The 26,381-nt window shown below is 68.2% G+C and carries 25 protein-coding genes; 9 read left to right on the top strand and 16 right to left on the bottom strand.

Annotation, left to right across the window (positions count from 1 at the left end):
* Positions 1 to 32 precede the first annotated feature (32 nt).
* Genes ACT86A_RS19405 through ACT86A_RS19385 form a run of 5 tightly spaced genes read right to left on the bottom strand, consistent with a single transcriptional unit; the run spans position 33 to position 5,731 of the window.
* Positions 33 to 1,088, bottom strand: a complete 1,056-nt coding sequence (locus tag ACT86A_RS19405; RefSeq protein WP_445093578.1) for an acyl-CoA dehydrogenase family protein — start codon at positions 1,086 to 1,088, stop codon at positions 33 to 35.
* Positions 1,085 to 2,116, bottom strand: coding sequence for an acyl-CoA dehydrogenase family protein (locus ACT86A_RS19400; RefSeq protein WP_445093577.1), 1,032 nt, complete (start codon positions 2,114 to 2,116; stop codon positions 1,085 to 1,087). The genes ACT86A_RS19405 and ACT86A_RS19400 overlap by 4 nt, the downstream gene beginning before the upstream one ends.
* The gene (locus tag ACT86A_RS19395; protein WP_445093576.1) at positions 2,113 to 3,255 is read right to left on the bottom strand and encodes an acyl-CoA dehydrogenase family protein; all 1,143 of its coding nucleotides are present in this window, start codon (positions 3,253 to 3,255) and stop codon (positions 2,113 to 2,115) included. Before ACT86A_RS19395 ends, ACT86A_RS19400 begins: the two co-directional genes overlap by 4 nt.
* Complete coding sequence (locus ACT86A_RS19390; RefSeq protein ID WP_445093575.1) at positions 3,255 to 4,160, bottom strand: enoyl-CoA hydratase; 906 nt, start codon at positions 4,158 to 4,160, stop codon at positions 3,255 to 3,257. Before ACT86A_RS19390 ends, ACT86A_RS19395 begins: the two co-directional genes overlap by 1 nt.
* Positions 4,160 to 5,731 (bottom strand): FadD3 family acyl-CoA ligase, encoded by a 1,572-nt coding sequence (locus ACT86A_RS19385; RefSeq protein WP_445093574.1) that lies wholly within the window; start codon positions 5,729 to 5,731, stop codon positions 4,160 to 4,162. The genes ACT86A_RS19390 and ACT86A_RS19385 overlap by 1 nt, the downstream gene beginning before the upstream one ends.
* Before the next feature lie 75 nt (positions 5,732 to 5,806).
* Here ACT86A_RS19385 and ACT86A_RS19380 point away from each other — a divergent pair, with 75 nt between their 5' ends.
* Genes ACT86A_RS19380 through ACT86A_RS19360 form a run of 5 tightly spaced genes read left to right on the top strand, consistent with a single transcriptional unit; the run spans position 5,807 to position 10,548 of the window.
* A complete protein-coding gene (locus ACT86A_RS19380; protein ID WP_445093573.1) occupies positions 5,807 to 7,048 on the top strand; it encodes an acyl-CoA dehydrogenase family protein in 1,242 nt (413 codons plus the stop codon).
* Positions 7,045 to 7,875: an SDR family oxidoreductase gene (locus ACT86A_RS19375; RefSeq protein WP_445093572.1), complete on the top strand. Its 831-nt coding sequence runs from the start codon at positions 7,045 to 7,047 to the stop codon at positions 7,873 to 7,875. The genes ACT86A_RS19380 and ACT86A_RS19375 overlap by 4 nt, the downstream gene beginning before the upstream one ends.
* A 52-nt stretch (positions 7,876 to 7,927) precedes the next feature.
* Positions 7,928 to 8,686, top strand: a complete 759-nt coding sequence (locus tag ACT86A_RS19370) for a hypothetical protein (RefSeq protein WP_445093571.1) — start codon at positions 7,928 to 7,930, stop codon at positions 8,684 to 8,686.
* Positions 8,687 to 8,730: 44 nt separating this feature from the next.
* On the top strand, positions 8,731 to 9,339 hold the full coding sequence (locus tag ACT86A_RS19365) for a TetR/AcrR family transcriptional regulator (protein ID WP_445093570.1): 609 nt from the start codon (positions 8,731 to 8,733) through the stop codon (positions 9,337 to 9,339).
* A gap of 9 nt (positions 9,340 to 9,348) precedes the next feature.
* Positions 9,349 to 10,548, top strand: coding sequence for an acetyl-CoA C-acetyltransferase (locus ACT86A_RS19360; RefSeq protein ID WP_445093569.1), 1,200 nt, complete (start codon positions 9,349 to 9,351; stop codon positions 10,546 to 10,548).
* A gap of 299 nt (positions 10,549 to 10,847) precedes the next feature.
* Here the strand turns inward: ACT86A_RS19360 and ACT86A_RS19355 are convergent, their stop codons facing one another.
* The 4 genes from ACT86A_RS19355 to ACT86A_RS19340 all read right to left on the bottom strand — a co-directional run bounded on the left by ACT86A_RS19355 (position 10,848) and on the right by ACT86A_RS19340 (position 14,630).
* The gene (locus ACT86A_RS19355; protein ID WP_445093568.1) at positions 10,848 to 11,942 is read right to left on the bottom strand and encodes an NAD(P)H-dependent flavin oxidoreductase; all 1,095 of its coding nucleotides are present in this window, start codon (positions 11,940 to 11,942) and stop codon (positions 10,848 to 10,850) included.
* A 198-nt stretch (positions 11,943 to 12,140) separates the two neighbouring features.
* Positions 12,141 to 12,899 carry a CoA-transferase subunit beta gene (locus ACT86A_RS19350; protein ID WP_445093567.1) on the bottom strand — a complete coding sequence of 253 codons (759 nt, stop codon included), beginning with the start codon at positions 12,897 to 12,899 and terminating at the stop codon, positions 12,141 to 12,143.
* Positions 12,900 to 12,940: 41 nt separating this feature from the next.
* A complete protein-coding gene (locus ACT86A_RS19345; protein ID WP_445093566.1) occupies positions 12,941 to 13,816 on the bottom strand; it encodes a CoA transferase subunit A in 876 nt (291 codons plus the stop codon).
* Between the two features lie 49 nt (positions 13,817 to 13,865).
* Positions 13,866 to 14,630, bottom strand: a complete 765-nt coding sequence (locus ACT86A_RS19340) for an enoyl-CoA hydratase family protein (protein ID WP_445093565.1) — start codon at positions 14,628 to 14,630, stop codon at positions 13,866 to 13,868.
* A 62-nt stretch (positions 14,631 to 14,692) separates the two neighbouring features.
* Here ACT86A_RS19340 and ACT86A_RS19335 point away from each other — a divergent pair, with 62 nt between their 5' ends.
* Positions 14,693 to 15,475: an SDR family oxidoreductase gene (locus ACT86A_RS19335; protein ID WP_445093564.1), complete on the top strand. Its 783-nt coding sequence runs from the start codon at positions 14,693 to 14,695 to the stop codon at positions 15,473 to 15,475.
* A gap of 54 nt (positions 15,476 to 15,529) precedes the next feature.
* Positions 15,530 to 16,456, top strand: a complete 927-nt coding sequence (locus ACT86A_RS19330; RefSeq protein WP_445093563.1) for an SDR family oxidoreductase — start codon at positions 15,530 to 15,532, stop codon at positions 16,454 to 16,456.
* Between the two features lie 695 nt (positions 16,457 to 17,151).
* On the opposite strand, the gene ACT86A_RS19325 is transcribed toward ACT86A_RS19330, so the two are convergent.
* On the bottom strand, positions 17,152 to 17,568 hold the full coding sequence (locus tag ACT86A_RS19325; RefSeq protein ID WP_011207048.1) for a helix-turn-helix domain-containing protein: 417 nt from the start codon (positions 17,566 to 17,568) through the stop codon (positions 17,152 to 17,154).
* Positions 17,569 to 17,928: 360 nt separating this feature from the next.
* Positions 17,929 to 19,092 carry a steroid 3-ketoacyl-CoA thiolase gene (locus tag ACT86A_RS19320; RefSeq protein ID WP_445093562.1) on the bottom strand — a complete coding sequence of 388 codons (1,164 nt, stop codon included), beginning with the start codon at positions 19,090 to 19,092 and terminating at the stop codon, positions 17,929 to 17,931.
* A 157-nt stretch (positions 19,093 to 19,249) separates the two neighbouring features.
* Between ACT86A_RS19320 and ACT86A_RS19315 the strand changes: the two genes are divergently transcribed.
* Complete coding sequence (locus ACT86A_RS19315; RefSeq protein WP_445093561.1) at positions 19,250 to 20,509, top strand: cytochrome P450; 1,260 nt, start codon at positions 19,250 to 19,252, stop codon at positions 20,507 to 20,509.
* A gap of 51 nt (positions 20,510 to 20,560) precedes the next feature.
* On the opposite strand, the gene ACT86A_RS19310 is transcribed toward ACT86A_RS19315, so the two are convergent.
* Genes ACT86A_RS19310 through ACT86A_RS19290 form a run of 5 tightly spaced genes read right to left on the bottom strand, consistent with a single transcriptional unit; the run spans position 20,561 to position 25,141 of the window.
* The gene (locus ACT86A_RS19310) at positions 20,561 to 20,974 is read right to left on the bottom strand and encodes a nuclear transport factor 2 family protein (protein ID WP_445093560.1); all 414 of its coding nucleotides are present in this window, start codon (positions 20,972 to 20,974) and stop codon (positions 20,561 to 20,563) included.
* A complete protein-coding gene (locus ACT86A_RS19305) occupies positions 20,971 to 21,882 on the bottom strand; it encodes a TIGR03619 family F420-dependent LLM class oxidoreductase (protein ID WP_445093678.1) in 912 nt (303 codons plus the stop codon). The genes ACT86A_RS19310 and ACT86A_RS19305 overlap by 4 nt, the downstream gene beginning before the upstream one ends.
* Positions 21,883 to 21,887: 5 nt before the next feature.
* Positions 21,888 to 23,093 carry a thiolase family protein gene (locus ACT86A_RS19300; RefSeq protein ID WP_445093559.1) on the bottom strand — a complete coding sequence of 402 codons (1,206 nt, stop codon included), beginning with the start codon at positions 23,091 to 23,093 and terminating at the stop codon, positions 21,888 to 21,890.
* Positions 23,093 to 24,127, bottom strand: a complete 1,035-nt coding sequence (locus ACT86A_RS19295; RefSeq protein WP_445093558.1) for a thiolase family protein — start codon at positions 24,125 to 24,127, stop codon at positions 23,093 to 23,095. Before ACT86A_RS19295 ends, ACT86A_RS19300 begins: the two co-directional genes overlap by 1 nt.
* Positions 24,128 to 24,139: 12 nt before the next feature.
* Positions 24,140 to 25,141, bottom strand: coding sequence for a Zn-ribbon domain-containing OB-fold protein (locus ACT86A_RS19290; RefSeq protein WP_445093677.1), 1,002 nt, complete (start codon positions 25,139 to 25,141; stop codon positions 24,140 to 24,142).
* A 191-nt stretch (positions 25,142 to 25,332) separates the two neighbouring features.
* Between ACT86A_RS19290 and ACT86A_RS19285 the strand changes: the two genes are divergently transcribed.
* Positions 25,333 to 26,370, top strand: a complete 1,038-nt coding sequence (locus ACT86A_RS19285) for an LLM class F420-dependent oxidoreductase (RefSeq protein WP_445093557.1) — start codon at positions 25,333 to 25,335, stop codon at positions 26,368 to 26,370.
* Positions 26,371 to 26,381 lie beyond the last annotated feature (11 nt).

Here is a 26,381-nt window from a genome sequence, read left to right as displayed (position 1 = left end):
GCACCATCGGTGGATCGGTGCACCCGCCTCGCTCAGGCCGACCGGGTCGACGGCCGTTGCGGTGTGCCGAACAACTGCGCGTCCGCGTGGGCGCGTTTGAAGAACAACTGCGCGTCGTGCTCCCAGGTGATCGCGATGCCACCGTGCAGCTGGATGGTCTCGGCCGCGATCGTGGTGAGCGCGTCCGAGCAGTGCACACGGGCGACCCACACGTCCTCGGCGGCCGACGGGCGGTTCGCCGCGACCGAGGCCGTGGCGGCGGCGGACGCGGATCTGGCCGATTCCAGCAGCACATACATGTCCGCCATCCGGTGCTTCAGTGCCTGAAAACTGCCGATCACCCGCCCGAACTGCACCCGGGACTTGGCGTAGTCCACGGTCATCTCCAGGCAGCGGTCCGCCGCGCCGACCTGCTCGGCGGCTACGGCGGCCCAGGCGATGTTCCGCAGCCGGGGCAGGACCGGCGCCGGATCGCCGGAACCGAGTCGGCGGGCGGGCGCCTTCGCGAAGGTGATCTCGGCGAGTTTCCGAGTGGGGTCCATGGTCGGGGCCGACCGCCGGGTGACGCCTGCCGCCCTCGGTTCGACCTCGAAGAGGCCGCTCGCGGTCACGACGACGAGGGTGTCCGCGGACATCCCGTCGAGCACGTAGTGCGCGGTCCCGGTGAGCACGCCGTCCGTCTCGTGCACGCCTCGCTCGTCCCAGCCGCTCTCGCTGGCCCAACAGACCGCGACCGTCCTGGCGCCCGCGGCGACCTCGGGCAATAGCCGCGCGCACGCCGTGGCATCACCCGACAGCAGCACGGCCTGCGCACCGAGCACGGCCGATCCGAGCATCGGCACCCCGGCGAGTGTGCGACCCAATTCGCCCACCACCAGCAGTGATTCGACCAGGCTCGCGCCGAAACCGCCGTACTCCTGGGGAATCGCCAGCGCGGCGACGCCGGTCTGCTCGCACAGCAGCCGCCACAGGACTGGGTCGTAACCGAGTTCGGTGTTCATCGCGGCGCGCACTGCCGCGGATCCCGCATGCTTGGTCAGCAGCGCTCGGACCGAGGCGAGGAATTCCTGGTGTTCGGCGGTGGTCATGCGATTCCTTGTGCGGTGCGGTCCTGCTCGGTCTCATCCCGCAGCGCGCGAGCGATCCGGGAGCGGTGTAGATCCGTTGTGCCCCACGCCGAACGCAAGGCGGTCACCTTGGTCAGCCACAGCGACAGGTCGTATTCGGCGGTGTAGCCGATCGCGCCGTGCACCTGAAGGGCGGCGCGGGCCGCGCGGTAGGCCGCGTCGCCACAGGCGATCACGGCGGCCGACACATCCCGGCTGCGGGTGGGCCCGGTCATGGTCAGCGCGGCGCGGTAGAGCAGTGGCTCGGCCAGATCCAGCGCGATCAGCACGTCGGCGAGCTTCTGTTGCACGGCCTGGAATTCACCGATCGGCTTGCCGAACTGCCTACGCTGCCTGGCGTACTCGGTCGAAGCGCGCAGCAAAGCCCGGCCGGCGCCGAGCAGTTGGGCCGCGCAAGCCAGCGTGCCGGCATCGAAACCGGCGGCCGCGGCGGCGCGGATCGTTTCGCCCTCGGCGATGATGTCGTCGGCGGCTACGGCGAACAAGCGGCGGGCCGGATCGATCGACCGCACCAGGCCGGTGCGGTGTCCGGTGCACAGTTGCGTTCGGTGGGCCAGGAGTACGACCTCGGCAGTGTCGGCATCCAGCGCGGTGCCGCTGTGGCCGGGCGGCTGGAAAGCTACCGTGCCCAGTGCCTTACCTGCGGCGAAGCCCGGCAACCAGCGTGCGGCCAGACCTGGGTCCGGAAGTGTCTGCAACAGGATCGGAATCGCGGCGACTGTCTCCACCAGTGGCCCCGGCACGGCCGCACGGCCGATTTCCTGGAACGCGACGACCAGATCGATCGGCTCCGCGCCGAGGCCGCCGTGGCGCTGCGCGACGAGCAAGCCGAGCGCTCCAACGTCGGCCAGCTGCCGGATCAGGGCGCGGCCGGGCGTGGGATCGCCCGAGGCCCACGCGCGCACGGCGGCGGGAGTGCGGCCCGCTTCCAGAAGTTTGCGCAGGCTCGCGGCGAAATCGAGCTGTTCGGAACTGAGCGCGAATCTCATCGGCTGTTTCCTCTCGGTAGCCCGAGCAGCCGTTCGGCGATGATATTGCGCTGGATTTCGTTGGTGCCCGCGTAGATCGGGCCGGACAACGCGAACAGGTATCCATCGGTCCACGCCCCGCAGTGCTCGGCCGCCGCGCCGAGTATCTCGAGCGCGCTCTCGTGCATGGCGATATCGAGCTCGGACCAGAACACCTTGGTGATCGAGGATTCCGCGCCCAGCGTGCCGCCCTCGTCCAGCCGGGTGAGGGTGCCGAAGGTGTGCAGCCGGTATGCCTCGCTGCCGATCCAGGCATCCACCACCGTGTCGCGCTGTGTGGTGTTGTCCTGGTCGCCGATGTCGAGCCACAGATCGATCAGTCGTCGTGCGGTGGCGCTGAACCGGCCCGGGCTGCGCAGTGCGAGTCCCCGTTCGTTACTGGAGGTGCTCATCGCCACCTGCCAGCCCGCGCCGGGCGCGCCGATCACGTCACGATCGGGGACGAATACGTCGTCGAGGAAGATCTCCGCGAAGCCGGGCTCACCGTCCAGTTGCGGGATCGGACGCACCGAAACCCCGTCGGCGGTGAGCGGGAACATGATGTAGGTGAGGCCCCGGTGCCGCTCGGCCCGCGGGTCGCTGCGGAACAGCCCGAACGCCCAGTCCGCGAAAGCGGCGCGCGAACTCCACGTCTTCTGGCCGCTCAGCAGCCAGCCGCCGGTGGTGTGCCGGGCGGTGGACCGGATGCCGGCCAGGTCGCTGCCCGCTTCGGGCTCGGACCACGCCTGCGCCCAGATATCGTCGCCACGCGCCATCCGCGGCAGGACCCGCGCCAGCTGTTCCGGCGTGCCGTGCTCGAAAAGAGTTGGAGCCAGCAGGGATATGCCGTTCTGGCTGACGCGGCCCGGCGCGCCCGCCGCGTAGTATTCCTGCTCGAACAGTACCCAGTCCAGCAGCGCGGCGTCGCGTCCGCCGAACTCCTCGGGCCAGGTGACTGCCGAGAGCCGGGCGTCGGCGAGGGTGCGCTCCCAGGCGCGGTGCGCCTCGAATCCGGCCTTCGTATCCATCGAGGGCAGCGGCTTCGCCGGTGTGCCTGCCGCCAGGAATGCGCGAACCTCCCGCTGGAATTCGCGCGCCGCCTGGTCGAGATCCAGATCCACTACGTCGTTCCGTTCTGCTCCGCGGTGCTCGCGGCAGCCTTCATCGACTCGGCGTTCATGCCGCCCAGCGAGTCGCCGCCGACTTCCGCGTTGTGCGCATGTGCGAAGTGGTGCAGACCGAAGACCGAGTCCATGCCCGATCGCATGCCCATCAGGTCTTCGGCCTGGTTGACCGCTTTCTTGGTCAGCGCGAGACCGAATTGGGGCATGGCGGCGATCTTTTCGGCCAGTGCCAAGGTCTCGGCCGCGAGGTCGGCGCGCGGCACCACCCGGTTGACCATGCCCCACTCCCTGGCCCGCGCCGCACCGAACCGGTCGCCGGTGAACAGGAACTCCTTGGCCGCGCGCGGGCCCATCACCCAGGGGTGCGCGAAATATTCGACGCCCGGAATACCCATGCGGACAACCGGATCGGCAAAGAACGCGTCATCGGAGGCGATGATCAGGTCGCAGACCCAGGCCAGCATGAGCCCGCCCGCGATGCACGCGCCCTGCACCATGGCGATGGTGGGTTTGGGAATCTCCCGCCAGCGACGGCACATGCCGAGATATACCTCGAGTTCCCGGGCGAAGCGCTGATCACCGCCGACACGGTCGACGTGGTCCCACCACAGCGCGGCTTTGTGCTCATATCGCACGTGCTGGTCGCGGCCCGGTGTGCCGATGTCGTGCCCGGCGCAGAAGTGCTTTCCGTTGCCGGCCAGCACGATCACCCCGACGGCGGGGTCCTGCACGGCGCGCTCGAATGCGGCATCGAGCGCGTAGGTCATCACCGAGTTCTGTGCATTGCGGTAGTCCGGCCGATTCAGCGTGACGATAGCGACGCGCCCCCGCCGCTCGTAGGTCACCACGTCCCCCTCGTCCGGGATGGCCGGGCCCTCGTCCGGGGTTGCCGGTTGCGGCATTACGACTTCTCCTCACGTAGTTGACGTTTGAGCACTTTCCCGGCGGCGCTGTGCGGCAGCTGGTCGCGGAATTCCACGAACCGCGGCACCTTGAAGTTGGCCAGCACGGTGCCTGCGTGCGCGAGCACCTGGTCCTCGGTGAGCGTCGAACCGGCCCGGCGTACTACGTACGCCTTGCCCACTTCGCCCATCCTGGTGTCGGGCACCCCGATGACGGCGGATTCGGACACGCCGTCCAGCCGGGCCAGGGCCTGCTCGATCTCGGCCGGGTAGACGTTGAAACCGCCGCAGATGTACATGTCCTTGAGCCGGTCGGTGATCGTCAGGTACCCGCGCTCGTCGAGCGTGCCGACGTCACCGGTGTGCAGCCAGCCGTCGGCGTCGATGGTCTCGGCGGTGCTGTCCGGGTCGTCCAGATACCCGAGCATGACGTTGGGCCCGCGCAGCAGCACCTCGCCCGCCGCGCCGAGCCGCAGTTCGAAATCCGCGATCGGCCTGCCGCAGGTGTGCGCGATGGTCTCGGCGTCGTCGTCGGCGCGGCACATGGTCCCGAAGCCGGCGGCTTCGGATAGGCCGTAGGCGGTGATGACCACATCGAAGTCGAGTTCCGAGCGCATCCGCTCGATCAGTACCACCGGCACCGTCGCCGCGCCCGTGACAGCCACCCGCAGGCTGCTCAGGTCGAACTCGTCGCGCTCCGGAAAGTCCAGAATCGTCTGATAGATGGTCGGCGGGCCGGGCAGCACCGTCACTTTCTCGGTGCCGATCAACCGCATCGTCTCCGGCACGTCGAAGCTCGCCTGCGGAATGATCACGGACCCGGTGACCAGGCAGGCCAGCATGCCCGCTTTGTAACCGAAATTGTGGAAGAACGGGCTCACCACCAGGTATCGGTCGTCGCGGCGTAACGTGGCGCACTCCGCCCAGGCCCGCACCACCGAGAGCGCCTGCCGGTGCGTGACCAGGGTGCCTTTGCTGCGACCGGTGGTACCGGAGGTGAACAGGATGTCGGAGATGTCCTCTGGCCGCACCACCTCGGCGCGTTCCTCGGCTTCGGTCGTCGTGACTTTTCCGGCGACGGTTGCGAGTTCTGACCAGTCCAGCGCGGCTATATCGGTGTTCGCGGCTGTATCGGTGTTCTCCGAACCCGGCTCGACCGGAATCACCACCACCGTGTCGATGGCCAGATCCGGCGCAGCGGCGCGTAGTTCGGCGAGCCGGTCGCGGCCGAGGAAAGTCCCGGCGATGAACAGCGCCCTCGCCTGCACCCGGCTGAGCACGTCGGCGGCTTCGGCGGCGACAAAGCGCGTGTTCAACGGCACCAGCGCCGCGCCCGCATAGTGCGCGGCGAGTGCGGCGATCACCCAGTGATGGGTGTTGGGCGCCCAGATGGCCACCCGGTCGCCCGCCTGCACGCCGCGAGCGATGAGCGCTCGGGCCACCTGTTGGACCGACTCGAGCAGTTGCACCCAGTCCAGCCGGACCGCGCCGTCCGCGATTGCGGGGGCCCCGCCGAAGGTGCGCGCGGCGTGCCGCAGTGCCAGCGGTGTGGTCTGCGCGGGGATTGTCACGGTTGTCCTTACCGTCGGCGAGCCGCTTATGCGCACACGCTACAAAGCAAGTGCTTGGTAGGTTATTCTACCGGCGTGGGTGCGATCCAGACCTCAGAATCCGGCGCCGCCGCGCCGGACGAGCGATTCGCCACCGAGCAGGGCGAGCGATTCCACACCGAGCAGGACGAGCGATTCGCCGCCGAGGTGCGCGAGTGGCTGGAGGAGAACCTCGACGGAGAATTCCGCACGCTGCGCGGACTCGGCGGCCCGGGCCGCGAACACGAGGCGTTCGACGAGCGCCTGGCCTGGGACCGGCACCTGGCCGCCGCGGGCTGGACCTGCCTGGGCTGGCCGGAAGAATACGGCGGCCGCGCGGCCACGGTGCGCAGGCAGGTGATCTTCCACGAGGAGTACGCCAAGGCCGACGCGCCCGCGCGGGTGTCGCATGTCGGTGAGGAGTTGCTCGGCCCGACTCTGCTCGCCTTCGGCACCGAGGCCCAGAAAGACCGGTTCCTCCCCGGCATCCGTACCGTCACCGAACTGTGGTGTCAGGGCTATTCGGAACCGGGCGCGGGTTCGGACCTGGCCGCGATCAGCACCTCGGCGCACCTGGACGGGGACGAATGGTCGATCAATGGGCAGAAGACCTGGACTTCTCTGGCCCAGGTGGCCGATTGGTGCTTCGTCCTCGCTCGCACCGAGCGTGGCTCCACCCGGCACAAGGGTCTGTCCTATCTACTGGTTCCGATGCGGCAGCCGGGCATCGAGGTGCGCCCGATCATCCAGCTCACCGGGACTTCGGAATTCAACGAGGTTTTCTTCGACAACGCCCGCACCGCCGCTGACCTGGTGGTCGGCGAACCCGGTGCCGGCTGGCGGATCGCCATGGGCACGCTCACCGTCGAACGCGGCATCGCCACCCTCGGCCAGCAGATCCGGTTCGCCCGCGAACTGGCCGGCATCGAGGCGCTGGCCCGCCGGACCGGTGCGACCGACGACCCGCTGATCGCCGACCGGATCGACAAGGCATGGGTCGGGCTGCGGGTGCTGCGTGCGCACGCCATGCGCACGATGGCGGACGCGGGCGTGGACGACGGTGGCGGCCAGGCATCGGTGGCGAAACTGCTGTGGGCCAACTGGCATCGCGGACTAGGCGAGCTGGCGATGGCCGTGCTCGGCGCCCGCGGCCTGGTGGCGGCCGAGAACGATCTCGACGAATGGCAGCGGCTGTATCTGTTCACCCGCGCCGACACCATCTATGGAGGTTCGAACGAAGTGCAGCGCAATATCATCGCCGAACGCGTGCTCGGACTGCCGCGCGAGGCGCGCCCGTGACGACCGGCGCCCGTCCGACCGGCCCCAGCCGTTCAGGGCCGCTGTCGGTCGCCCCCGCGCCCGTTCCCGGGCACGGTCTGCTGGCGGGGCGCACCGCCGTGATCACTGCGGCGGCAGGCACCGGTATCGGCTCGGCCACGGCGCGCAGGCTGCTGGCCGAGGGTGCGGATGTGGTGATCTCCGATTGGCACGAGCGGCGGCTGGCGCAGACGGCCACCGAGCTCGCCGGCGAGTTCCCGGACCGGCGGGTCGCCTCGATGGCCTGCGACGTCCAGCGCACCGAGCAGGTGAACGCGCTGGTGCGAGGGGCAGCCGAGGCCATCGGCCGGATCGACATCATGGTCAACAACGCCGGTCTGGGCGGGCAGACGCCGGTGGTCGACATGACCGACGAGCAGTGGAACCGCGTCCTGGACATCACGCTGAACGGCACGTTCCGCTGCACCCGCGCCGCACTCGGCTACTTCCGCGACGCGGGCCACGGCGGTGTGATCGTCAACAACGCCAGCGTGCTCGGCTGGCGCGCGCAGCACGGCCAAGCGCATTACGCCGCGGCGAAGGCGGGCGTGATGGCACTGACCAGGTGCAGCGCGATCGAGGCCGCCGAACTCGGCGTCCGGGTCAACGCGGTGGCCCCGAGTATCGCCAGGCACGCTTTTCTCGACAAAGTGAGTTCGATCGAACTGCTGGACCGATTGTCCGAGCGGGAGGCGTTCGGCCGTGCCGCCGAGCCGTGGGAGGTCGCCGCGACGATCGCGATGCTGGCCAGTGACTACACCTCCTACCTGACCGGCGAGGTGGTTTCGGTCAGCAGCCAACGCGCCTGATCGGCGGCTGATCAGGTGGAAAAGGGCGCGCCGGACAGCGCACAGGTGTGCCATGCTGGACGGGATCGAAACCGCGTTCTCCAAGGGGGCGATGGCTATGGGCCTGGATCGCCCAGCTGCCAGCGAACAACTGGAACTCGACTCGGCCCGAGACCTCGCGCTGGCCAGGCGGCGATCGGACAGCCTGGTGCTCTCGGCGCTCACCCTCGGTGCCGAGCTCATCGAGCACACCTCCGAACGCGCGGTCGCGATGGCGGCCGCCCGCATTCTCCGGCAGTACGCCGTCGACGAGGGTGTAGTCGCGCGCGGCGCGCTGAGCGCGGATCTGGCGCGCGCCGAGCGTATCGGGCTCGGCTCCCTGTCCGGTGATTCCGAAACCGAAGACGAGCGGCGCAGGCGGCGTCAGACGGCTCTGCTGTGTGAGGTGCGCGCGGATCTGCTCGCGGTACTCGCGAAATGCCGGAAACTCCGTATCGACGGGGTGCGGTTCGCCGAGGAGATCGCCCGGGGGTTGTGCGCGGCCACCGACAAGTTGGTGATCGACGCCGACATGGAGACCTATCGGGCTTGGCAACGCGGCATGCTGCTGGAACTGAGCGAGGAACCCGTCCTCGGCGGCCCGCCGCGGGTGCTGGCCACCGTGGACGCGGGACCGGACCGTGGCCGGCTCACCGTGGAATGGGACACCTGCGAACGCCGTCTCGCGCTCGTCGCGCGGATGGCCCGGGCGGGTGTCTCGCCGGTGGAGATCTGCGATCGACTGCTCGCCGACCTCTCGGTTTCCTCTCCGCTGCGCTACTCGGCGCGTTGAGCTGATCGTTCTGCCAAGCAAATGCTTGGTTGTATGATTGCCGCGTGACCGCACCAGAGGCCTCGAAATCAGCACGGCGCAGTGAACTGCTCGCCCTGGCGGCCGAATTGTTCGCCGAGCGGGGATTGCGCGCCACCACCGTGCGTGACATCGCCGACGCGGCCGGGATCTTATCGGGGAGCCTCTACCATCACTTCGATTCCAAAGAGTCGATGGTGGACGAGATCCTGCGCGGCTTCCTCGATGACCTGTTCGGTCGATACCGCGAGATCGTCGCCGCCGGACCGAGTTCACGCGACACCTTGGCAGCCCTGGTGCTCGCGTCCTACGAGTCGTTCGACCGCTGGCATGCCGCGGTGGCGATCTACCAGGCCGAGGCCAAGCGGTTGCGCACCGCCGAGCGATTCACCTACATCGCCGACTACAACCGTGAATTCCGGGAACTCTGGCACCGGGTGCTGACCAACGGCGTACAGGACGGCAGTTTCCGGCCGGAACTCGACGTCGAACTGGCCTACCGATTCCTACGGGACACGGTGTGGGTCGCGGTGCGCTGGTACCGGCCCGGTGGGTCCGTCACCGTCGACAACCTCGCCAAGCAATACCTGACCATCGTGCTCGACGGGCTCACGCTGCCCGAGCACACCACGTAGGAGTCCGTCATGTCCGCATCTTCCGGGTCTTCCGGGGCCCGTCCATACGCCCCGGTGCGGGACGCCTACGTGATCGATGCGGTGCGCACCCCGGTCGGCAAGCGCGGCGGCGCGCTGGCGGGCGTGCATCCAGCCGATCTGGGGGCGATCGCGCTGCGCGGTCTGCTGGACCGCACCCCGATCGACCCTGGCGATGTGGACGACGTCATCGTGGGGTGCGTCGACAACATCGGTCCGCAGGCGGGCAATATCGGCCGCACCATGTGGCTTACGGCGGGCTACCCCGAACAGGTTCCCGGCGTCACGGTGGACCGGCAGTGCGGCTCCAGCCAGCAGGCGATCAATTTCGGCGCCCAGGCCATCATGAGCGGCACCGCCGAAATAATCGTGGCCGGTGGGGTGCAGAACATGAGCGCGATCCCGATCTCCGCGGCGATGCTCGCGGGCGAGGAATACGGCTTCGACTCGCCGTTCGTCGGCGCGGAAGGCTGGGACCACCGCTACGGCACCGGCGCGGTCTCGCAATTCCGTGGGGCCGAGTTGATCGCCGAGAAGTGGGGCATCAGCAGGCAGGACATGGAGCGCTGGGCGCTGCGTAGCCATGAGCGGGCCCGCGCCGCGATCATGAACGGCCGCTTCGACAACGAGATCGTGCCGGTCGGCGATTTCTGGCTCGACCAGGGCCCCCGCGAGACCAGTCTGGCGACGATGGCCGCGCTGCCGCCACTGTCCGAGGGCAGCCCGCTCACCGCGGCGGTAGCCGGCCAGATTTCCGACGGCGCCGCCGCCACCCTGCTCGCTTCCGAATGGGCGGTGCGGGAATACGGCCTGACGCCGCGGGCGCGCATTCACCATGTGAGCGCGCGCGGCGCGGATCCGATCTTCATGCTGAGCGCGCCCATCCCGGCGACCAAGTGGGCGTTGGAGAAGTCCGGGCTCACCATCCACGACATCGATGTGGTCGAGATCAACGAGGCGTTCGCGCCGGTGGTGCTGGCCTGGTTGACCGAGACCGGGGCCGACCCGCAGCGGGTCAACGTCAATGGCGGAGCGATCGCCCTCGGCCATCCCCTTGGCGCCACCGGCGCAAAGCTTTTCGCCACGCTGCTCAATGAACTGGAACGGATCGGAGGCCGCTACGGCTTGCTGACCATCTGCGAGGGCGGCGGCACCGCCAACACCACCATCATCGAGCGTCAGCCGCGCTGACCGAGACCGACCAGCGGCGCGGCGGCGACTTCGGGTCGGCCGAGGTACCGTACGAAGCGATCAGGCCGGATCTCTTCCACGTGGCGTCTACCGTCGCGGTGGCTTCTCCGGCGATCAGTGCCGCAGCGGCCTGGGCTCCCACGGGTGCCGCGAAAATCGATACCGTCGTCCGCGGGTCGTGGGCCGGGAGTCCCGCTACGCCCGCTCATGGCGGCGCTGCGCCGGTGTCCCCTGCACGAGAAGGGTGATGCGCGGTCGGAATACCGACGGCGGCGGCCGCGCTCTCCGGTCGGAGGGGGTCACTCACGCCGGAGCGCCGCCGACTGCTTCTTGTCCCGCAGCGCGCAGAGCGCATCGATCCGGGCGACCGCGTCGGCGATGATCCGATCGATCAACTCCTTGCAGGTCGGCAGGTCATCGATGATCCCGGTGACCTGTCCGGCGGCGAGGACACCTGCCCGGGTATCGCCATCGACCAGACCTGCGCGCAGCAGCATCGGCGTGTTCGCGGCCATCACGACCTGGGACCAGGTGAGGTCCTTGGTCTTTCGCATAGCCAGGCCGTCGCGGACCATGGTCGACCACTTCATGCCGGTCATGCTTTTGAACCGGGCGGCATTGCCGAGCGCCGCCGTGAGCCCGCGCCAGCGGCCCGACTGTTCCAGGCGCTGGACCAGCTCGGTGTTCAGCACCCGGTGCGGCATGCCGTCGACCTTGACCGACACCACCGTGTCCTGGAGTTGCCTGCGCAGGTACTCCTGCTTGACGGCGTCCGGGACCGCGCTCTCCTGGGTGAGCAGGAACCGGGTGCCCATCGCGATCCCCGCCGCGCCGTAGGACAGGGCGGCGGCCAGGCCGCGTCCGTCGAAGAACCCGCCCGCCGCGACCACCGGAATGTCGACCGCGTCCAGCACCGAGGGCAGCAGCAAGGTGGTGGCCACCGGGCCGGTGTGCCCGCCGCCCTCGCCGCCTTGCACGATCACCGCGTCCGCACCCCAGGACGCCACCTTGACCGCGTGCTTGGCCGCGCCGATCGACGGGATGACCACCACGCCCGCGTCTTTCAGGCGCGCGATCAAATCGCGGTCGGGCGCGAGCGCGAACGAGGCCACCGCCACCTTCTCCCGGATCAGCAGATCCATCCGTTCGCGGGCGTCCGCGGCGTCGGCGCGAATGTTGACGCCGAAAGGTTTCGCGGTGCGCGCCTTGGTCTTCGCGATGGCGGCCTCGAGCTCCGCGAGGGTCATGGTGGCGGAGGCGAGGATGCCGAGGCCGCCCGCCTGTGCTGTCGCCGAGACCAGCCCGGGACCCGCCACCCACCCCATACCGGCCTGGACGATCGGGTGCTCGATACCCACCAGATCGGTCAACGCGGTGCGCAGATGTGCGGTCATGTGGTGTCCTTTCGCGCATGTGCGGGACCCTGCGTGGTGATGCTGCGCTGCCGCCTTCGGGTCTGACCGCTCATGCGGTGTCCTCGGCATTCGCGGGCGTCTACGTGGTCCGGCCGGACGCCGCCGTCGAGCCCGGCGGTCATTGCCGTTGCCTCGCTGATGCTCGGCGGGGTTGTCGTGTGTCGATGGCTCGCTCATTCATGACGGGACCTCGGTTTCCCGCACCTTGTGGGGGTCGAGTACCTCCCGGATCAAGCGCAGCTCCTCGGCGGTCGGCGAGCGGGTCTCGTCCGCGCCGGCGAGTCCGGCGATCTCGAACGCGGTGTTCTCCGCGACCTCATCGGCGGTGACGCCGGGGTGCAGGCTGCGGGCACGCATGGTGTGGCCGGGACCTTCGAAATCGAAGACACCCAGGTTGGTCACCACGCGGTGCAGATGAAAGAAACGGTAGGCGGGATCGGCGGGGTCCACCTTGTCGTATCCCACACCCGAGACGATGTCGACCCGATCGGTGAACACGCGCCTGGAGTGTCGTGCGATCCAATAGCTGGTGGCGTGATTGAGGGTGTTGCCCGGCGCGCCACGCACACCGAACATCTGCCGGGTCGGCTGTTGCAGCGGACCGAACGCCGAGAGGTTCTGGTTGCCGAAGCGGTCGATCTGGTTGGCTCCCATCACCACATGTCTGCGGCCGGAGGCCACCACGTCGAAGACCTTCCGGAACGGAAGCCAGCCCTCGATCGGCGCCTTCGCGCCCAGCGGGGGAGTCTCGGCGAGCAACAGCGCTTCGCCGTCCGAAAGCAGCAGATCCGGCTCGGTGGTGAGCCTCGCCAGCCGGGCGCCGAGGACGGCCATCGGCGACATCGGACTGGCCACGATTTCCCCCGCACCCCAGAAGATCTCCGCGCAGGCGACCGCGCACACCTCGGCGCGGGTTGCGGTCTCGGTGCCGGTCATCGTGCCCTACCTCGCTTCCTGGATCTCGCCTACTTGCCCCATTACCCCTGCTCGGCGAATCGGCGCACGGCCGCTTGGTATTGCTCCTCGGACCCGGACAGGTAGGTGGCGACGAACCGCTGCCAGGTTTCCGATGTCCCGGCGGACTCGACGTAGTGCTTCTGGAACTTCTCGTCGCGGCCGTAGCTGTCCGCGGCCAGGGTGAAATGCGCCCCGCCCGGGGCTTCCACCACGCCGTCGACCATCATGCGATTGAGCAGCAGCGCTTGCAGGGGGACGCTTTTCACCAGTTCATCGGTCGCCACGACCCGTTCCACCGAGACGTAGCGCCGCTGCGCCGCCAGGCAGAACAGATCGTCGAAATACGGGTCCACGCCGGTGTAGGCCGCATTGCCGTGCGGGTCGCCGAGGTTCAGGTGGACCAGCGCGACATCGAGGCGTAACGCGGGCATGGCGATCAACGTCTCGGGTGTGCCGTCCACCGAGTATGGCGATTCGACCGTCTTCAGCTCGCCTGCCCAGAAGGTCGGGACATCCGATCCGAGTCCAGCTCGGATCGGCAGGAACGGCAGCCGTGCCGCGGCCGCCTCCAGCCCGCACTTCAGCATGCCCTCGTCCAGCTCGCGGGCGACCAGCGCGCCGGAGGTTCGTGCCTTGGCGAACCACGGGTCGTAGAACGGCGGCGAATCCAGTGACACGAAGCCGTAATACGCCTTGCGTACCTTTCCCGCCGAGCACAGCAGCCCGAAGTCGGGTCCGCCGTAGCCGACCACGGTCAGATCCGTGAGGTCCGATCGCACGATGGCCCGAACCAGCGCCATCGGCTTGCGCCGCGAACCCCAGCCGCCGATGCCGATGGTCATCCCGCTGCGCAGCTCGCCGACGACCTCCTCGAGCGACATCCGCTTGTCCCGCATCCCTTTTCGCTCTCTGTTCGATGGGCGGACCGTTGTCCCCGCAAGCTGTTCACCGCTCGGTCTTGCGCGCCGCGAGATCGTCGTCGAATCGCGCGCGGATCTCGTCGGCGACGCCCGCGAGCGCGAGTTCGAAGGTGAACCCCTGCTCGTACCGGTAGCTGCGGTGCACGTCCTGCACATCGATGCCGTTCAACGCCCGCTTCGCCGCCCGGATCACCCGGCCGTCCTTGGCCGCGATGCGCTCGGCCAAGGCCGAGGCGGCCGCGTCGAGCTCGGCGCGCGGCACCACCTGGTAAACGGAGCCGTACTGGTGCAACTGCTGTGCGGTGACCGTGCCCGCGGTGTAGAACAGCGCGCGCATCAGATGCTGGGGTACCAGCCGCGCCAGGTGGGTCGCTGCGCCGAGCGCACCCCGATCCACCTCCGGCAGACCGAATGTGGCGTCATCGGAGGCGATCACGACATCCGCGTTGCCCACCAGCCCGATGCCGCCGCCGCGGCAGAAGCCCTGCACCACGGCGATGACCGGCACCTGGCACTCGTAGACCGCGGCGAAGGCTTCGAAGCAGCCGTGGTTCACGTCGATCAGCGCCTGGTGGCCGGGCTTGTGCTGGATCTCCTTGATATCCACGCCCGCGTTGAAACCGCGGTTGGTCGCGCGCAAAACCACCACCTTGGTCTCCGGATCACGGCCCGCCGCACGCAGTTCGTCGGCGATGGCGAACCAGCCGTCGGTCGGGATGGCGTTGACCGGCGGGTAGTCGACCGTGACCACGGTGACCCCGCTGGGTTCGGAGTCTCGGTTGATCCCCATCGCACGTCCCATCGTGTGTGCACGCGTTGGCAAAGCAAGCAGTTGCTTGGTAGGTTAGCACGGTGGCACTGCATATCGATCTCGCCGGCCGCGTCGTTCTGGTGACGGGCGGGGTGCGTGGCGTCGGCGCGGGCGTGAGCGCAGCGTTCCTGGCCGCGGGTGCGACTGTCGTCGCGTGTGCGCGGCGGCCTGGTGACGTTCCCGTCGAGGTCGGTGGCCGCTCGGTCGACTACCTTCCGTGCGATGTCCGCGACGCGGACGCGGTCGGTGTGCTGCTCGAGACCATCGCCGAGCGCTACGACCGCCTCGACCATCTGGTCAACAACGCGGGTGGCGCCCCCTTCGCCCACGCTGCGCAGGCAAGCAAGAACTTCCACGCCAAGGTCGTCGAGTTGAATCTGCTCGCCCCGCTGCTGGTGGCCCAGGCGGCCAACGCGGTGATGCAGCGACAAAGCGAGGGCGGCTCGATCGTGAACGTGTCCAGCGTCAGCGGGCACCGTCCGTCGCCGGGCACGGCGGCCTATGGCGCGGCCAAGGCGGGATTGGACAGCCTCACCGCCTCGCTCGCCGTCGAATGGGCGCCCAAGGTGCGGGTCAACTCACTGGTAGTCGGGCTCGTCGACACCGAATCGCGCCACCTGCACTACGGCGACCAAAATGGTGTCGACGCGATCGGACGAACCATCCCCCTGGGTCGCATGGCTCGCCCCGAAGACATCGGCCGCTGCGCGGTCTTCCTCGCCTCGCCGCTGGCCGGCTACGTCAGCGGCGCGACCTTGCTGGTACACGGCGGCGGCGAGCGACCCGCTTTCCTGGCCGCCGCCACGGCGCAGCAGCCGTCCTGAACAACCCGGAGATGAATCCGAGCCCCCGCTGGGAAGAGGACGGAAGAGGACTAGATGGACGCCGACCAGATCTGCGCCGGGCGCGTCGTGATCGTCACCGGTGCGGGGCGGGGCATCGGCCGCGCGCACGCCCGCGCTTTCGCCGCGGCGGGTGCCCGCGTGGTGGTCAACGACCTCGGTTCGGCACCGGACGGTGCCGCCACCGCGGAGACACCGGCGCAGCAGGTGGTCGCCGAGATCGAGGAATTCGGCGGCGCGGCCGTGGCCAACGGCGACGATGTCGCGGACTGGGCCGGCGCTCGCCGCCTCATCCGCCACGCCGTCGACACGTTCGGCACGCTGGACGTGCTGGTCAACAACGCCGGTTTCGTGCGCGACCGGATGCTGGTCAACCTCAGCGAGCAGGACTGGGACGCGGTGATCCGGGTGCATCTCAAAGGTCACTTCGCCACCATGCGGCACGCGATCGAGTACTGGCGGGCGCAGGCCAAGGCGGGCCGTTCGGTCGACGGCCGCATCATCAACACCAGTTCCGGCGCCGGTTTACAGGGCAGTGTGGGCCAAGGCAACTACGGCGCGGCCAAGGCCGCCATCGCGGGCCTGACGCTGACTGCTGCCGCCGAGTTCGCCCGCTACGGCGTCACCGTGAACGCGATCGCCCCGGCCGCACGCACCCGGATGACCGAGACGGTGTTCGCGCAGACGATGGCCGAGCCGGAAAACGGCTTCGACGCCATGGCGCCGGAGAATGTGTCTCCGCTGGTCGTGTGGCTGGGCAGTGCACAGTCGGCGGCGGTGACCGGGCGGATGTTCGAAGTCGAGGGCGGCAAGGTAGCGCTGGCCGACGGGTGGCGGCACGGCGTCGCCGTCGACCGCGGCGCCCGTTGGGATCCGGCCCAACTCGGCGCCGTCGTGGCCGAGCTGATCGCCGAGGCGACACCGCCCGAGCCCGTCTATGGGGCTGACCGGCACAGCCCCTGAAGGGAGCGGTGACAGGCGGAGGTCTACCATGGGCACCCTTCCATTCGAAAATCCCGTGTGAGAGTGGCGACCGGGCAGAGAACAGCGCTTCAACTGATCAGGAAAGGTCGGCGCGTGGCCGTAGGCCGCACACCCCGTGTGCAAGCGGTACCCGAGTTCCCCGGCACGCTGGACGATCTCGCTCTGGAGTCCTGCACGCGGGTCGGCTGTCCGACGTGCCGGCCTCGGTGGCCGGGCGAGCCGTCGAGATGGCGCGCTGGACGCGCAAGCCGGCGGAGGAGATCGGGGTGGACTTCCGGCGGATAACTCCGCCGAAGGCGATTGGTTCAGCTGGTTCAGCAGATGGCAGACCATCGCGTGACCTATGCTGCGGTTACTCGGCGTGCCTTCTCGGAATCGAGCCTGCTCGCGCGCAGGTGGCCGGGTCCGGCGCGATAGCGCGCGACCGGTCGGCTATTCGAACGAACCTGCGCCGCCGGGAATCTGATTCGGCGCGAACAGCCGACGCGGCGCGCCGATCGAAACTGGTTACGCGTGCCGATAACCCGCGCAACCCCGCATACCGGACCACGGTTGTGCCCTTATTTCTTCCGGTACGACCCGCGCGCCGACAGTGTGCTGCAAGCACATTTGCACGTGCATAACGCAACACGGTGCGACCCTGTGGGTCGCACCGTGTTGCCGTGCAGGAGAACCTATTCGGTGCCGTCCGGAGGAATTTCGGGCAAGCCTTCGCTGGCCCGCAACTTCTCCGCCATGGATGTGAGCAGGTTCTGTGATTCTTCGGACAGGTCGAACGCCCTACTCGACAGCCTGCGCAGTCCGTAGCCCTGCAACTGGGACAGCAGTTCCAGATCGTGATCGATCTTGGCGGCGTAGATGTCGTTGAAGAAGTAGTCCGGCTTGACCTTGAAGAACTTCGCCAGGGCGGCGACCGTCTCATCGGACGGGTTCGTCCGTTGTCCCGACCGCAACTGCGACAGGTACGGCTTCGAGATCGGATGTCCGGAGGCTGTCAGCGCTGCCGCAACCTCCGCGTTGGTGTGCGGCTTACGCCCCGGGGGATGCACGGTTTCGAACAGCTTGTTCAGCCGCGCCGCGAAATCAGCCATTGTGAGCCGCCCAATTCCCTTCGCTGTACTAACAGTCGTTATCTCGGATACCTATCATTGATATTAGCGGCTCAGTAACTGAAAACCTACGCCTGATTTCGGATTTCCTTGAAGCTTCTAGGTCGGAGCACGCTGAAGGTGCTGCGACGGTTGCGTTTGCGGGTCACCCCAACGGCTCTCGAGAACCCCGGGTACGAGCCGGTTCTGGCCCGTCGCTGCGGTCTCGCGCCGCAGAATCTTGATAGCCGCAAGATAGCTGAAGCCTCATGAGGTGTCCGGCACTGGGCTATATGTGGCGTACGACACGTTTTCGGCTCTGGGGGATGAAGGTTCAACCAATCAGTCGAATTGGTTGAACGCTCACAGGAGCTCGATGATGGTTCCTGTCGCAAGTGCGCCACCGGCGCACATGAGAATCATTGCTGTGCTTCGGTCGCTCCGTTCCAGTTCGTGCAAAGCCGTTGCGAGAAGGCGTGATCCGGTGGAGCCGACGGGATGTCCGAGTGCGATGGCACCGCCGTTGACGTTGACCCGATCCATGTCCGGCTGGTGGACCGACGTCCAGGAAAGCGCGACCGATGCGAATGCCTCGTTGATCTCGAAAAGGTCGATATCGCCGATATTCATGCCGGATCGTGCCAGTAACCGCGTGCACGCCTGCACCGGGCCGTCGAGGTGGAATTCGGGCTCGGCCCCGACCATCGCCTGGGCGAGGATCTGCGCTCGCGGACGCAAACCGGCACGCAGCGCGGTCTTTTCGTCCATCAGCAGGACCGCGGCGGCGCCATCGGAGATCTGGGAGGACGATCCGGCGGTATGTATACCGCCTTCCAGTACCGGCTTCAGCTTGGCCAGGCCTGCAATGGTGGTCTCTCGCAGCCCTTGATCCCTTGTCACTTCGACCTTTTCGCCGGTCGGAATTCCTTTCTCATCGACAGCGGGCGCGGAGACCGGGAGAACCTCGCGGTCGAACCGGCCTTCGGCCCATGCCTGCGCTGCCAGACGCTGTGAACGCGCGCCGAACTCGTCGGTGTCGGCTCGGGTGATGCCGCGCCGCTTGGCGATTCGCTCCGCGGCCGCGAACTGATCGGGCAGGTCGATCTGCCACGACGCGGGTCTGCGTGCTCCGGCGCGCTCGCCGACATTGGCGCCGAGGGGAACCCGGCTCATCGCCTCCACGCCGCAGGCCATGCCGACTTCGATCGCGTCGGCGGCGATCAGCCCCGCGATCAGGTGGTTGGCCTGCTGGGCCGATCCGCACTGCGTGTCGATGGTGGTGGCGCCGACCTGCCAGGGCAGGCCGGCGTGCAGCCAGGCGACCCTGGTGACGTTGTTGGACTGCTCGCCGGCCTGGGTGACGCAGCCGCCGATGACCTGCTCGACCCGCGCGGGGTCCAGATGTGCTCGTTCGAGCAGTCCACGTTGCGTCAGGCCGAGTAGTTCGGCCGCGTGCAGGCCCGACAGCCATCCGCCGCGCTTGCCGATCGGCGTGCGCGCGGCCTCGACGATCACGGGTGTGCCCATCTCCAACCTTTCCTTCCGGCCTTTCCTACAGCAGCGGAAAACTGAAACGCGTTCATGACATTTGTGAGAGGCGGATCTATCCGGTTTCTTTCCTCATTCTCCCGCCTGTGCTTCAATAATTATAGAACGTGTTTCAGTTTGTCGAAGGAGACATCTGGTGGCAGACACTCGGAAGGCCCGGCCGAATCTCCCGGCGGGGTTCGATGTCACGGACCCGGATATCTACGCCGAGCGCGTTCCGGTCGAGGAGTTCGCCGAACTGCGCCGGACCGCCCCGATCTGGTGGAACCCGCAGTCGCCCGAGGTCAGCGGGTTCCACGACGACGGTTTCTGGGTGGTCAGCAGGCATGCCGACGTCAAGGAGGTCTCGCGGCGCAGTGACGTGTTCTCCAGCGCCGAGAACACCGCCATTCCGCGGTTCAACGACGACATCGCCCGTACGCAGATCGAGCTGCAACGCATCGTGCTGCTGAACATGGACGCGCCCGAGCACACCAAGCTGCGCAAGATCATCTCGCGTGGGTTCACGCCGCGTGCCATCAACGGCCTGCGCGCGGAGCTGTCGGCCCGCGCCGAGTCGATCGTGCAGGCGGCAGCCGAAGCCGGCTCGGGGGATTTCGTCACCCAGGTGGCGTGTGAACTGCCGCTGCAAGCCATCGCCGAACTGATCGGTGTCCCGCAGGAAGACCGGATGAAGGTGTTCGCCTGGTCCAACGACATGACCGGCTACGACGACCCGGAGCGGACCGCCGACCCGGTCGCGGCCTCCACCGAGATCCTGGGATACGCCTACCAGATGGCGGCCTCCCGCAAGCGATGCCCGGCCGGCGACATCGTGACCACGCTGGTCGAGGCCGATATCGACGGCGACAAGCTCACCGAGGAGGAGTTCGGCTTCTTCGTGATCATGCTCGCGGTGGCGGGCAACGAGACCACCCGCAACGCCATCTCGCACGGGATGATGGCGTTCCTGGCGAACCCGGACCAGTGGGAGCTGTTCAAGCAGCGGCGGCCCGCCACGGCGGCCGATGAGATCATCCGCTGGGCCACGCCGGTCACCTCATTCCAGCGGACCGCGCTGGCGGATACCGAACTGGCTGGCACGCAGATCAAGAAGGGGCAGCGCGTGGTCATGCTGTATCGCGCGGCCAACTTCGACGAGGAGGTCTTCGATCATCCCGAGAAGTTCGACATCCTGCGCGCGGACAACCCGCACCTGGCCTTCGGCGGGACCGGCGCGCATTTCTGCCTCGGGGCGAACCTGGCCCGGCTGGAGATCGACCTGATCTTCAACGCGATCGCCGATCACCTGCCCGACATCACCATGGTCGGCGACGCGAAGCGGCTGCGCTCGGGCTGGCTCAACGGGATCAAGGAATTCCCGGTCGACTACAAGACTTGTCCGGTCCCACACTGAGATCCGAAAGGGGCCCGCGCCGCACCTTTTCAGCCGGGATCGGCGAGGTGTTCAGTCGACCGGGCGCGCGGTTGCCATGGCGCGGTCGACCTCCCAGAACGCGCGCAGGGCCACGATCTTGCCGTCGTCGTCCACCCGGTAGGTGAACACGCCGTCGGCGTCGATCCGATGACCACCGATGGTGCTGCGGATGGTGCCCGTGAACGCGACCTCGTTGCCGCACGCGAACGAATCGTCGAACCGGAATTCGATCAGGTCGGTCTGCGCGATCGTCTTGTCCCAGAACGCGGCGATGGCCTGCTTGCCGTGGTGGCCCGCACCCGCCGGGTCGAAGCCGGAGGGGCCGATCGGGTCTTCCACGGTGCCGTTCTCGGCGAACAGCGCGACCCATGCCTGCTTGTCGCGCGCTCGAACCGCGGCCTGCGAGGCGAGGCCCGCCGCTCTGGCTGGATGCTCGTCGCTCATGCTCCCTCGGCTCCCTCGGCTCCCTTGGCTTCCTCGGCTATGGGTTCGGTGAGGTTGTCCTGCGCGAACTTGCGCAGCGAGTCCTGTTTGGCGGCGAGCGGGCCACCGAAGCCGATGCCGTCGGCCAGCCAGGGCACCACGATCGCGTCGGTGACGCCCGCGTCGGCGAGATCCTGATAACCGGACCGGCCGAAACGATCGACGCACACCGCCTGGATTTCGAATGGTTCGCCGGCCCTGCCGAACTCGGCGCGCAATGCGCCGAGCCTTGCAATTGTGTGCCGCAGCTCGTCGTAGGTCATCATGGCCGAGGTCCAGCCGTCGCCCACCCGTGCGGCGCGCCGTAGTGCCGCGTCGGTGTGCCCGCCGATGTAGAACGGCACCGGTTCGCTGGGCGCCGGACTCATCTGCAACGGATCGAAGTCGAAGAACTCGCCGTGATACTCGACCATTCCACCGGCCAGGACCAGCTTGATAACCTCGATCATCTCGTCCACCCGGGCGCCGCGCCGCGCGAACGGCGCGCCACACCACTCGAATTCCTCTGGTGCCCAGCCAATTCCGACGCCGAAACCGAAGCGGTTACCGGACAGGTTGGCCACCGAGCCGACCTGCCGGGCCAGCAGCAGCGGGTTGCGCGAGCCCAGTTTCAGTACGTTCGTGTAGAAGCGGATGCGGCTGGTCACGGCGGCCATGGCGGCCGCGCCGATGAGCGGGTCGACCCAGGGTGTGTCCGGTCCCCAGAACCTGCTGCCATCGGGCGTGTACGGGTACTTCGCCGCCGTGGACTTCATGTAGAACAGCGAGTCCGGCAGGGCGATCGATGAAAAACCGCATTCTTCCGCCGTTTTCGCGAGGTCGGGCAACTGATCGAGTGGACTCAGCGCGATGCCGACGGTGAACTTCAGCCCGGTCATCCCGGCTCCGATCCGACCACCCACATCGAGAAGTACTGCGACCCGCCGCCGTAGGCATGCCCGAGCGCCTTGCGCGCGCCCTCGACCTGATAGTCCCCGGCTCGTCCCATGACCTGCTTGGCCGCCTCGGCGAACCGGATGAGCCCGGAGGCGCCGATGGGGTTGGCGGACAGCACACCACCGGACGGGTTGACCGGCAGAATGCCGCCGATCTCGGTCTCACCTTTGTCGGTGAGTTTCCACCCGTCGCCGGGCGGGACTAAGCCGAGGTTTTCCAGCCACATCGGCTCGAACCAGGAAAACGGCACATAGATCTCGGCCGCGTCGATCTCCTCGAGTGGGTTGCTGATGCCCGCGGCCGCCCACAGTGCGGCGGCCGCGTCCCGCCCGGCCTGGGGATTGACCTGATCGCGCCCGGCGAAGGTGGTCGGCTCGGTGCGCATCGCGGTCGCGTGCACCCAGGCGACCGTCCTGCCCGCGGCCTCGACGTCGGCGGCCGCGTCGGCGTCGCCGAGCACGATCGCGCACGCGCCATCGGAGGAGGGGCAGGTCTCGTCGAAGCGGATCGGGTCCCACAGCATCTGCGAGGCGAGCACCGATTCCAGCGTGATGCCGGGCTGTTTCAGATGGGCGAGCGGGTTCTTGGCGCCGTTGCGGCGATCCTTCACCGCGACCATCGCGCCGATATGTCCCGGGGCGTTGGAGCGCCGGATATAGGAGCGCACGTGTGGTGCGAAATAGCCGCCCGCGCCCGCGCCGACCGGCATGGTGAACGGCACCGGAATCGACAACGCCCACATGGCGTTCGACTCCGACTGCTTCTCCCACGCCACCGCGAGCACGCGCTGGTGCACGCCCGCCTGCACCAGGTTGGCCGCGACGATGCCGGTGGATCCGCCGACCGACCCGGCGGTGTGCACGCGCAGCAGTGGTTTGCCGGTGGCGCCCAAGGCGTCCGCCAGATACAGCTCGGGCATCATGACGCCCTCGAACAGGTCGGGCGCCTTGCCGACCACGACCGCGTCGATATCGGCGATGGTGAGCCCGGCGTCGGTGAGGGCCCGATCGATGGCTTCGCGGCACATGCCTGCCATCGACACATCGGTGCGTTTCGCCCGGTGATGTGTTTGTCCGGTGCCGAGCACCGCGGCGGGATGATGCACACCTGTCGCCCGACCGCGGCCGCGCGATGCGGTACTCATCACGACCCCGATTCCAGGACGGTCACCAGGTTCTGCTGGAGGGCGGGGCCGCTGGTGGCATGGGCGAGGGCACGGTTCGCCGCGCCCGTCATGATCGCCTCGGCGGCGAAGCCGATGCGCTCCAGGCCGGCCGCGAACATGGGGTTGGCCGCGAGCGCACCGCCGGACGGGTTGATCGCCGTGCCGTCGCGCAGGCCGATGGCCTCGGTGAGGATCAACTGCTGATGACTGAACGGCGCGTGCAATTCCGCGATGTCGAAACCGCTGCTGTCGCCACCGGTGACGGCCGCGGCCGCGGCCGACGTCGAGGGGGAGACGGTGAGATCGCGCGCGCCGAGGAGCGGAGTGTCCACCCGGTGCGCCATGCCGGTGATCCAGGCGGGGTTCTCGCACAGTTCGCGGGCGCGGGCGCCCACCGCCAGCACGATCGCGGCCGCGCCGTCGGTGATCGGCGCGACATCATGCGCGCGTAGCGGATCGGCGACATACGGCTGGTCGAGCAGGCTGTCGACATCGCCGGACGCGCCCGCGGCCACGGCTGCCATCTCGCGCTCGGTCCAGCGACCCGCGTCGAGCCCGGCGCGGGCCTGTAACCCCGCGATGGACAGCGCGTCCGGCCACAGCGGCGCCACCAGATACGGGTCCAGCTGCATGGTCAGCACCCGGTGCAGCGCGCCCGCGGAGGACTTGCCGAAGCCGTACACCAGAGCGGTTTCCGCCTGGCCCGAGCGCAGTTTCACCCACGCCTCGTAGAGCGCCCACGCGGCGTCCATTTCCACATGCGATTCGTTGATCGGCGGTACCGCGCCGATCGCGTCGATTGCGGAGATGAACGAAAATGCCCGTCCGGCAAGGTAATCAGAGGAGCCTGAGCACCAGAAGTCGATATCGGACTTGGTGCTGCCGAGCCGGTCGTAGAGCTGCTGGAAGCAGGGCACCAGCATTTCGACACCGTTGCTGGTGCCAGAGGTCTCCGGCACGTGCGGTGCGTGGGCGAAACCCACGACCGCGATGCCGGTGGCGTTGTCGGTCAAGGCACGCCTCTTTCAGAGGTGGTGGGAGTAGGTCGCGTAATCGGCGTCCGGCTCGCCGGTGGGACGGAAGTGGTCCACGTTCTCCAGGCTGTAGCCCCACTCCTCGCGCGGCTTCCACACCGCTTCCACCCGCATGCCCATGCGCACTTCGCTGACATCGCCGCCGAGTACCAGGTGCAGCACCGGGATGTCCGCGCCGTCCAGCAGCACATACGCCGCCACGTACGGCGGTTTGATCCGCTGACCGAGGAACGGCACATTGACGATGCAGAAGGTGGTCACCGTCCCGCGGTCGGATAGTTCGATGAAATCGTTGGTCGGTCTGCCGTCGGTCGGGTTCGCTCCGCGCGGCGGGAAGTACACCTTGCCCGCGGCGTCGGTGCGCGCGCCGATCAGCTTGCCCTCTGCCAGTCCGCGCAGGTAGACGGTCTCCTGGGGCGAGGCGGTGTGTTTGTAGGACAGGTCGACCGGGGTAGTGATCACGGTGACCGGCTCCGCTGCGGCGCCGGGTCCGGCAGGCGCGCCGGACGTCTCGCCCGGCGCGAAGCACGCGATGTCGCGGATGCTGCCCTCGGTTTCCGGCGCCCACCGCGCGGTAACGCGCAGGCCGGTGCGCATATCCGCAGCGGCCGTGACGTCGATCGCGTGCAATAACGCGGTGTCCGCGCCGTCGAGCCGGATCAAAGCCCAGGCGAACGGGCGGTCGAACGGCTGACCCGGCAGCGGCTCGCGGACCCAGGTCCACGATTCGACGGTGCCGGTATCGGCGACATCGACGAATTCGGTCAGCGGTTCGGCGGTAATCGGGTCGTATTCCGGCGGCGGGACGATCACCCGGCCGTCCGAGCCGCGCGCGCCGATGATCTTGTGGTCGCGCAGGTTGGTCAGAAACGTTCCGATGGTGGTTCCCACGGAGCGGGTGTAATCGAAACGCACTCGCAGGGGCGCACTCAGTACGTCGGGCGCCGGCTCCGATCGGCGGCGCTCGCGGGTACCTGGGCGGTCATGCTCCACCGCCGGGGCTGTCGCTCGTGCCCCGGTGTCCAGTCCCGTGCCACTCGCACCCGCGATTGCCGTGGACGCGGTATTACCCTGAGTCACAATATCGAGTAGAACAGGTTCTAACTCTGCTGGCAAGCGGCGGTGCGCGCAGTAGCTATGCGGGCGCTTGGATGCCGCCGAGCCGGCACGGAAAGGGGTCCGGCGTGAAGTTCGGCTTGCAGCTCGGGTACTGGATGGCTCGACCCCCGGCGAACGCGGAGGAGTTGGTGGTGGCGGCCGAGGACGCCGGTTTTGACGCCGTGTTCGCCGCCGAGTCCTGGGGATCGGACGCATTCGGTCCGCTCACCTGGTGGGGCTCCTCGACGCGACGGGTGCGCCTGGGAACCTCGGTGGCGCAGTTGTCGGCGCGCACGCCCGCCGCGACCGCCATGCACGCTCTCACCCTCGATCACCTCAGCGGTGGGCGGGCCATTCTCGGCCTCGGCGTCTCCGGGCCGCAGGTGGTGGAGGGGTGGTACGGGCAGCCGTTCGGCAAGCCGTTGCAGCGCACCCGGGAGTATGTCGACATCGTGCGGAAGGTGCTCGCTCGCGAGGCGCCCGTCACCAGTGCCGGCCCGCACTACCCGTTGCCCTACACCGGGCCGGGCTCGCTCGGGCTCGGCAAGTCGCTGAAGCCGATCGTGCATCCGCTACGTGCGGATTTGCCGATCTGGCTGGGTGCGGAGGGGCCGAAGAACGTGGCCCTCACCGCCGAGATCGCCGACGGCTGGCTGGCCATCTACTACGCGCCGCGGCTGGCCGGGATGTACAACGACTGGCTCGACGAGGGCTTCGCCCGCACGGGCGCGCGGCGCAGTAGGGACGATTTCGAGATCGCCGCCAGTTGCCAGGTGGTGGTCACCAACGACCCGGCGAGCGAGCTGGAGCGCATGCGCTGGATCATGGCGCTCTACCTCGGCGGCATGGGCGCGCCGGAGCTGAACTTCCATGCTCAGGTGTATCGGCGGATGGGCTACGACCGGGAGGTCGACGAGATCGAACGCCTGTTCCGGGCGGGCAAGAAGGCCGAAGCGGCGGCGGCTGTCCCGGACGAGCTGATTCTGGACACCGCGATCATCGGCGACGAGGACCATGTCCGTCAAGAGTTGGGTGTCTGGGCGGCCGCCGGCGTCACCATGATGCTCGTGTCCATTCCCGATATCGGGCAATTGCGTCGGTTGGCGCCCCTTGTCGAATGGTAGAACGCGTTCTA

This window comes from Nocardia glycosmidis (assembly GCF_052545115.1).
The sequence above is the reverse complement of the archived record's forward strand: the minus strand, read 5'-3'. Positions and strand labels throughout refer to the sequence as shown.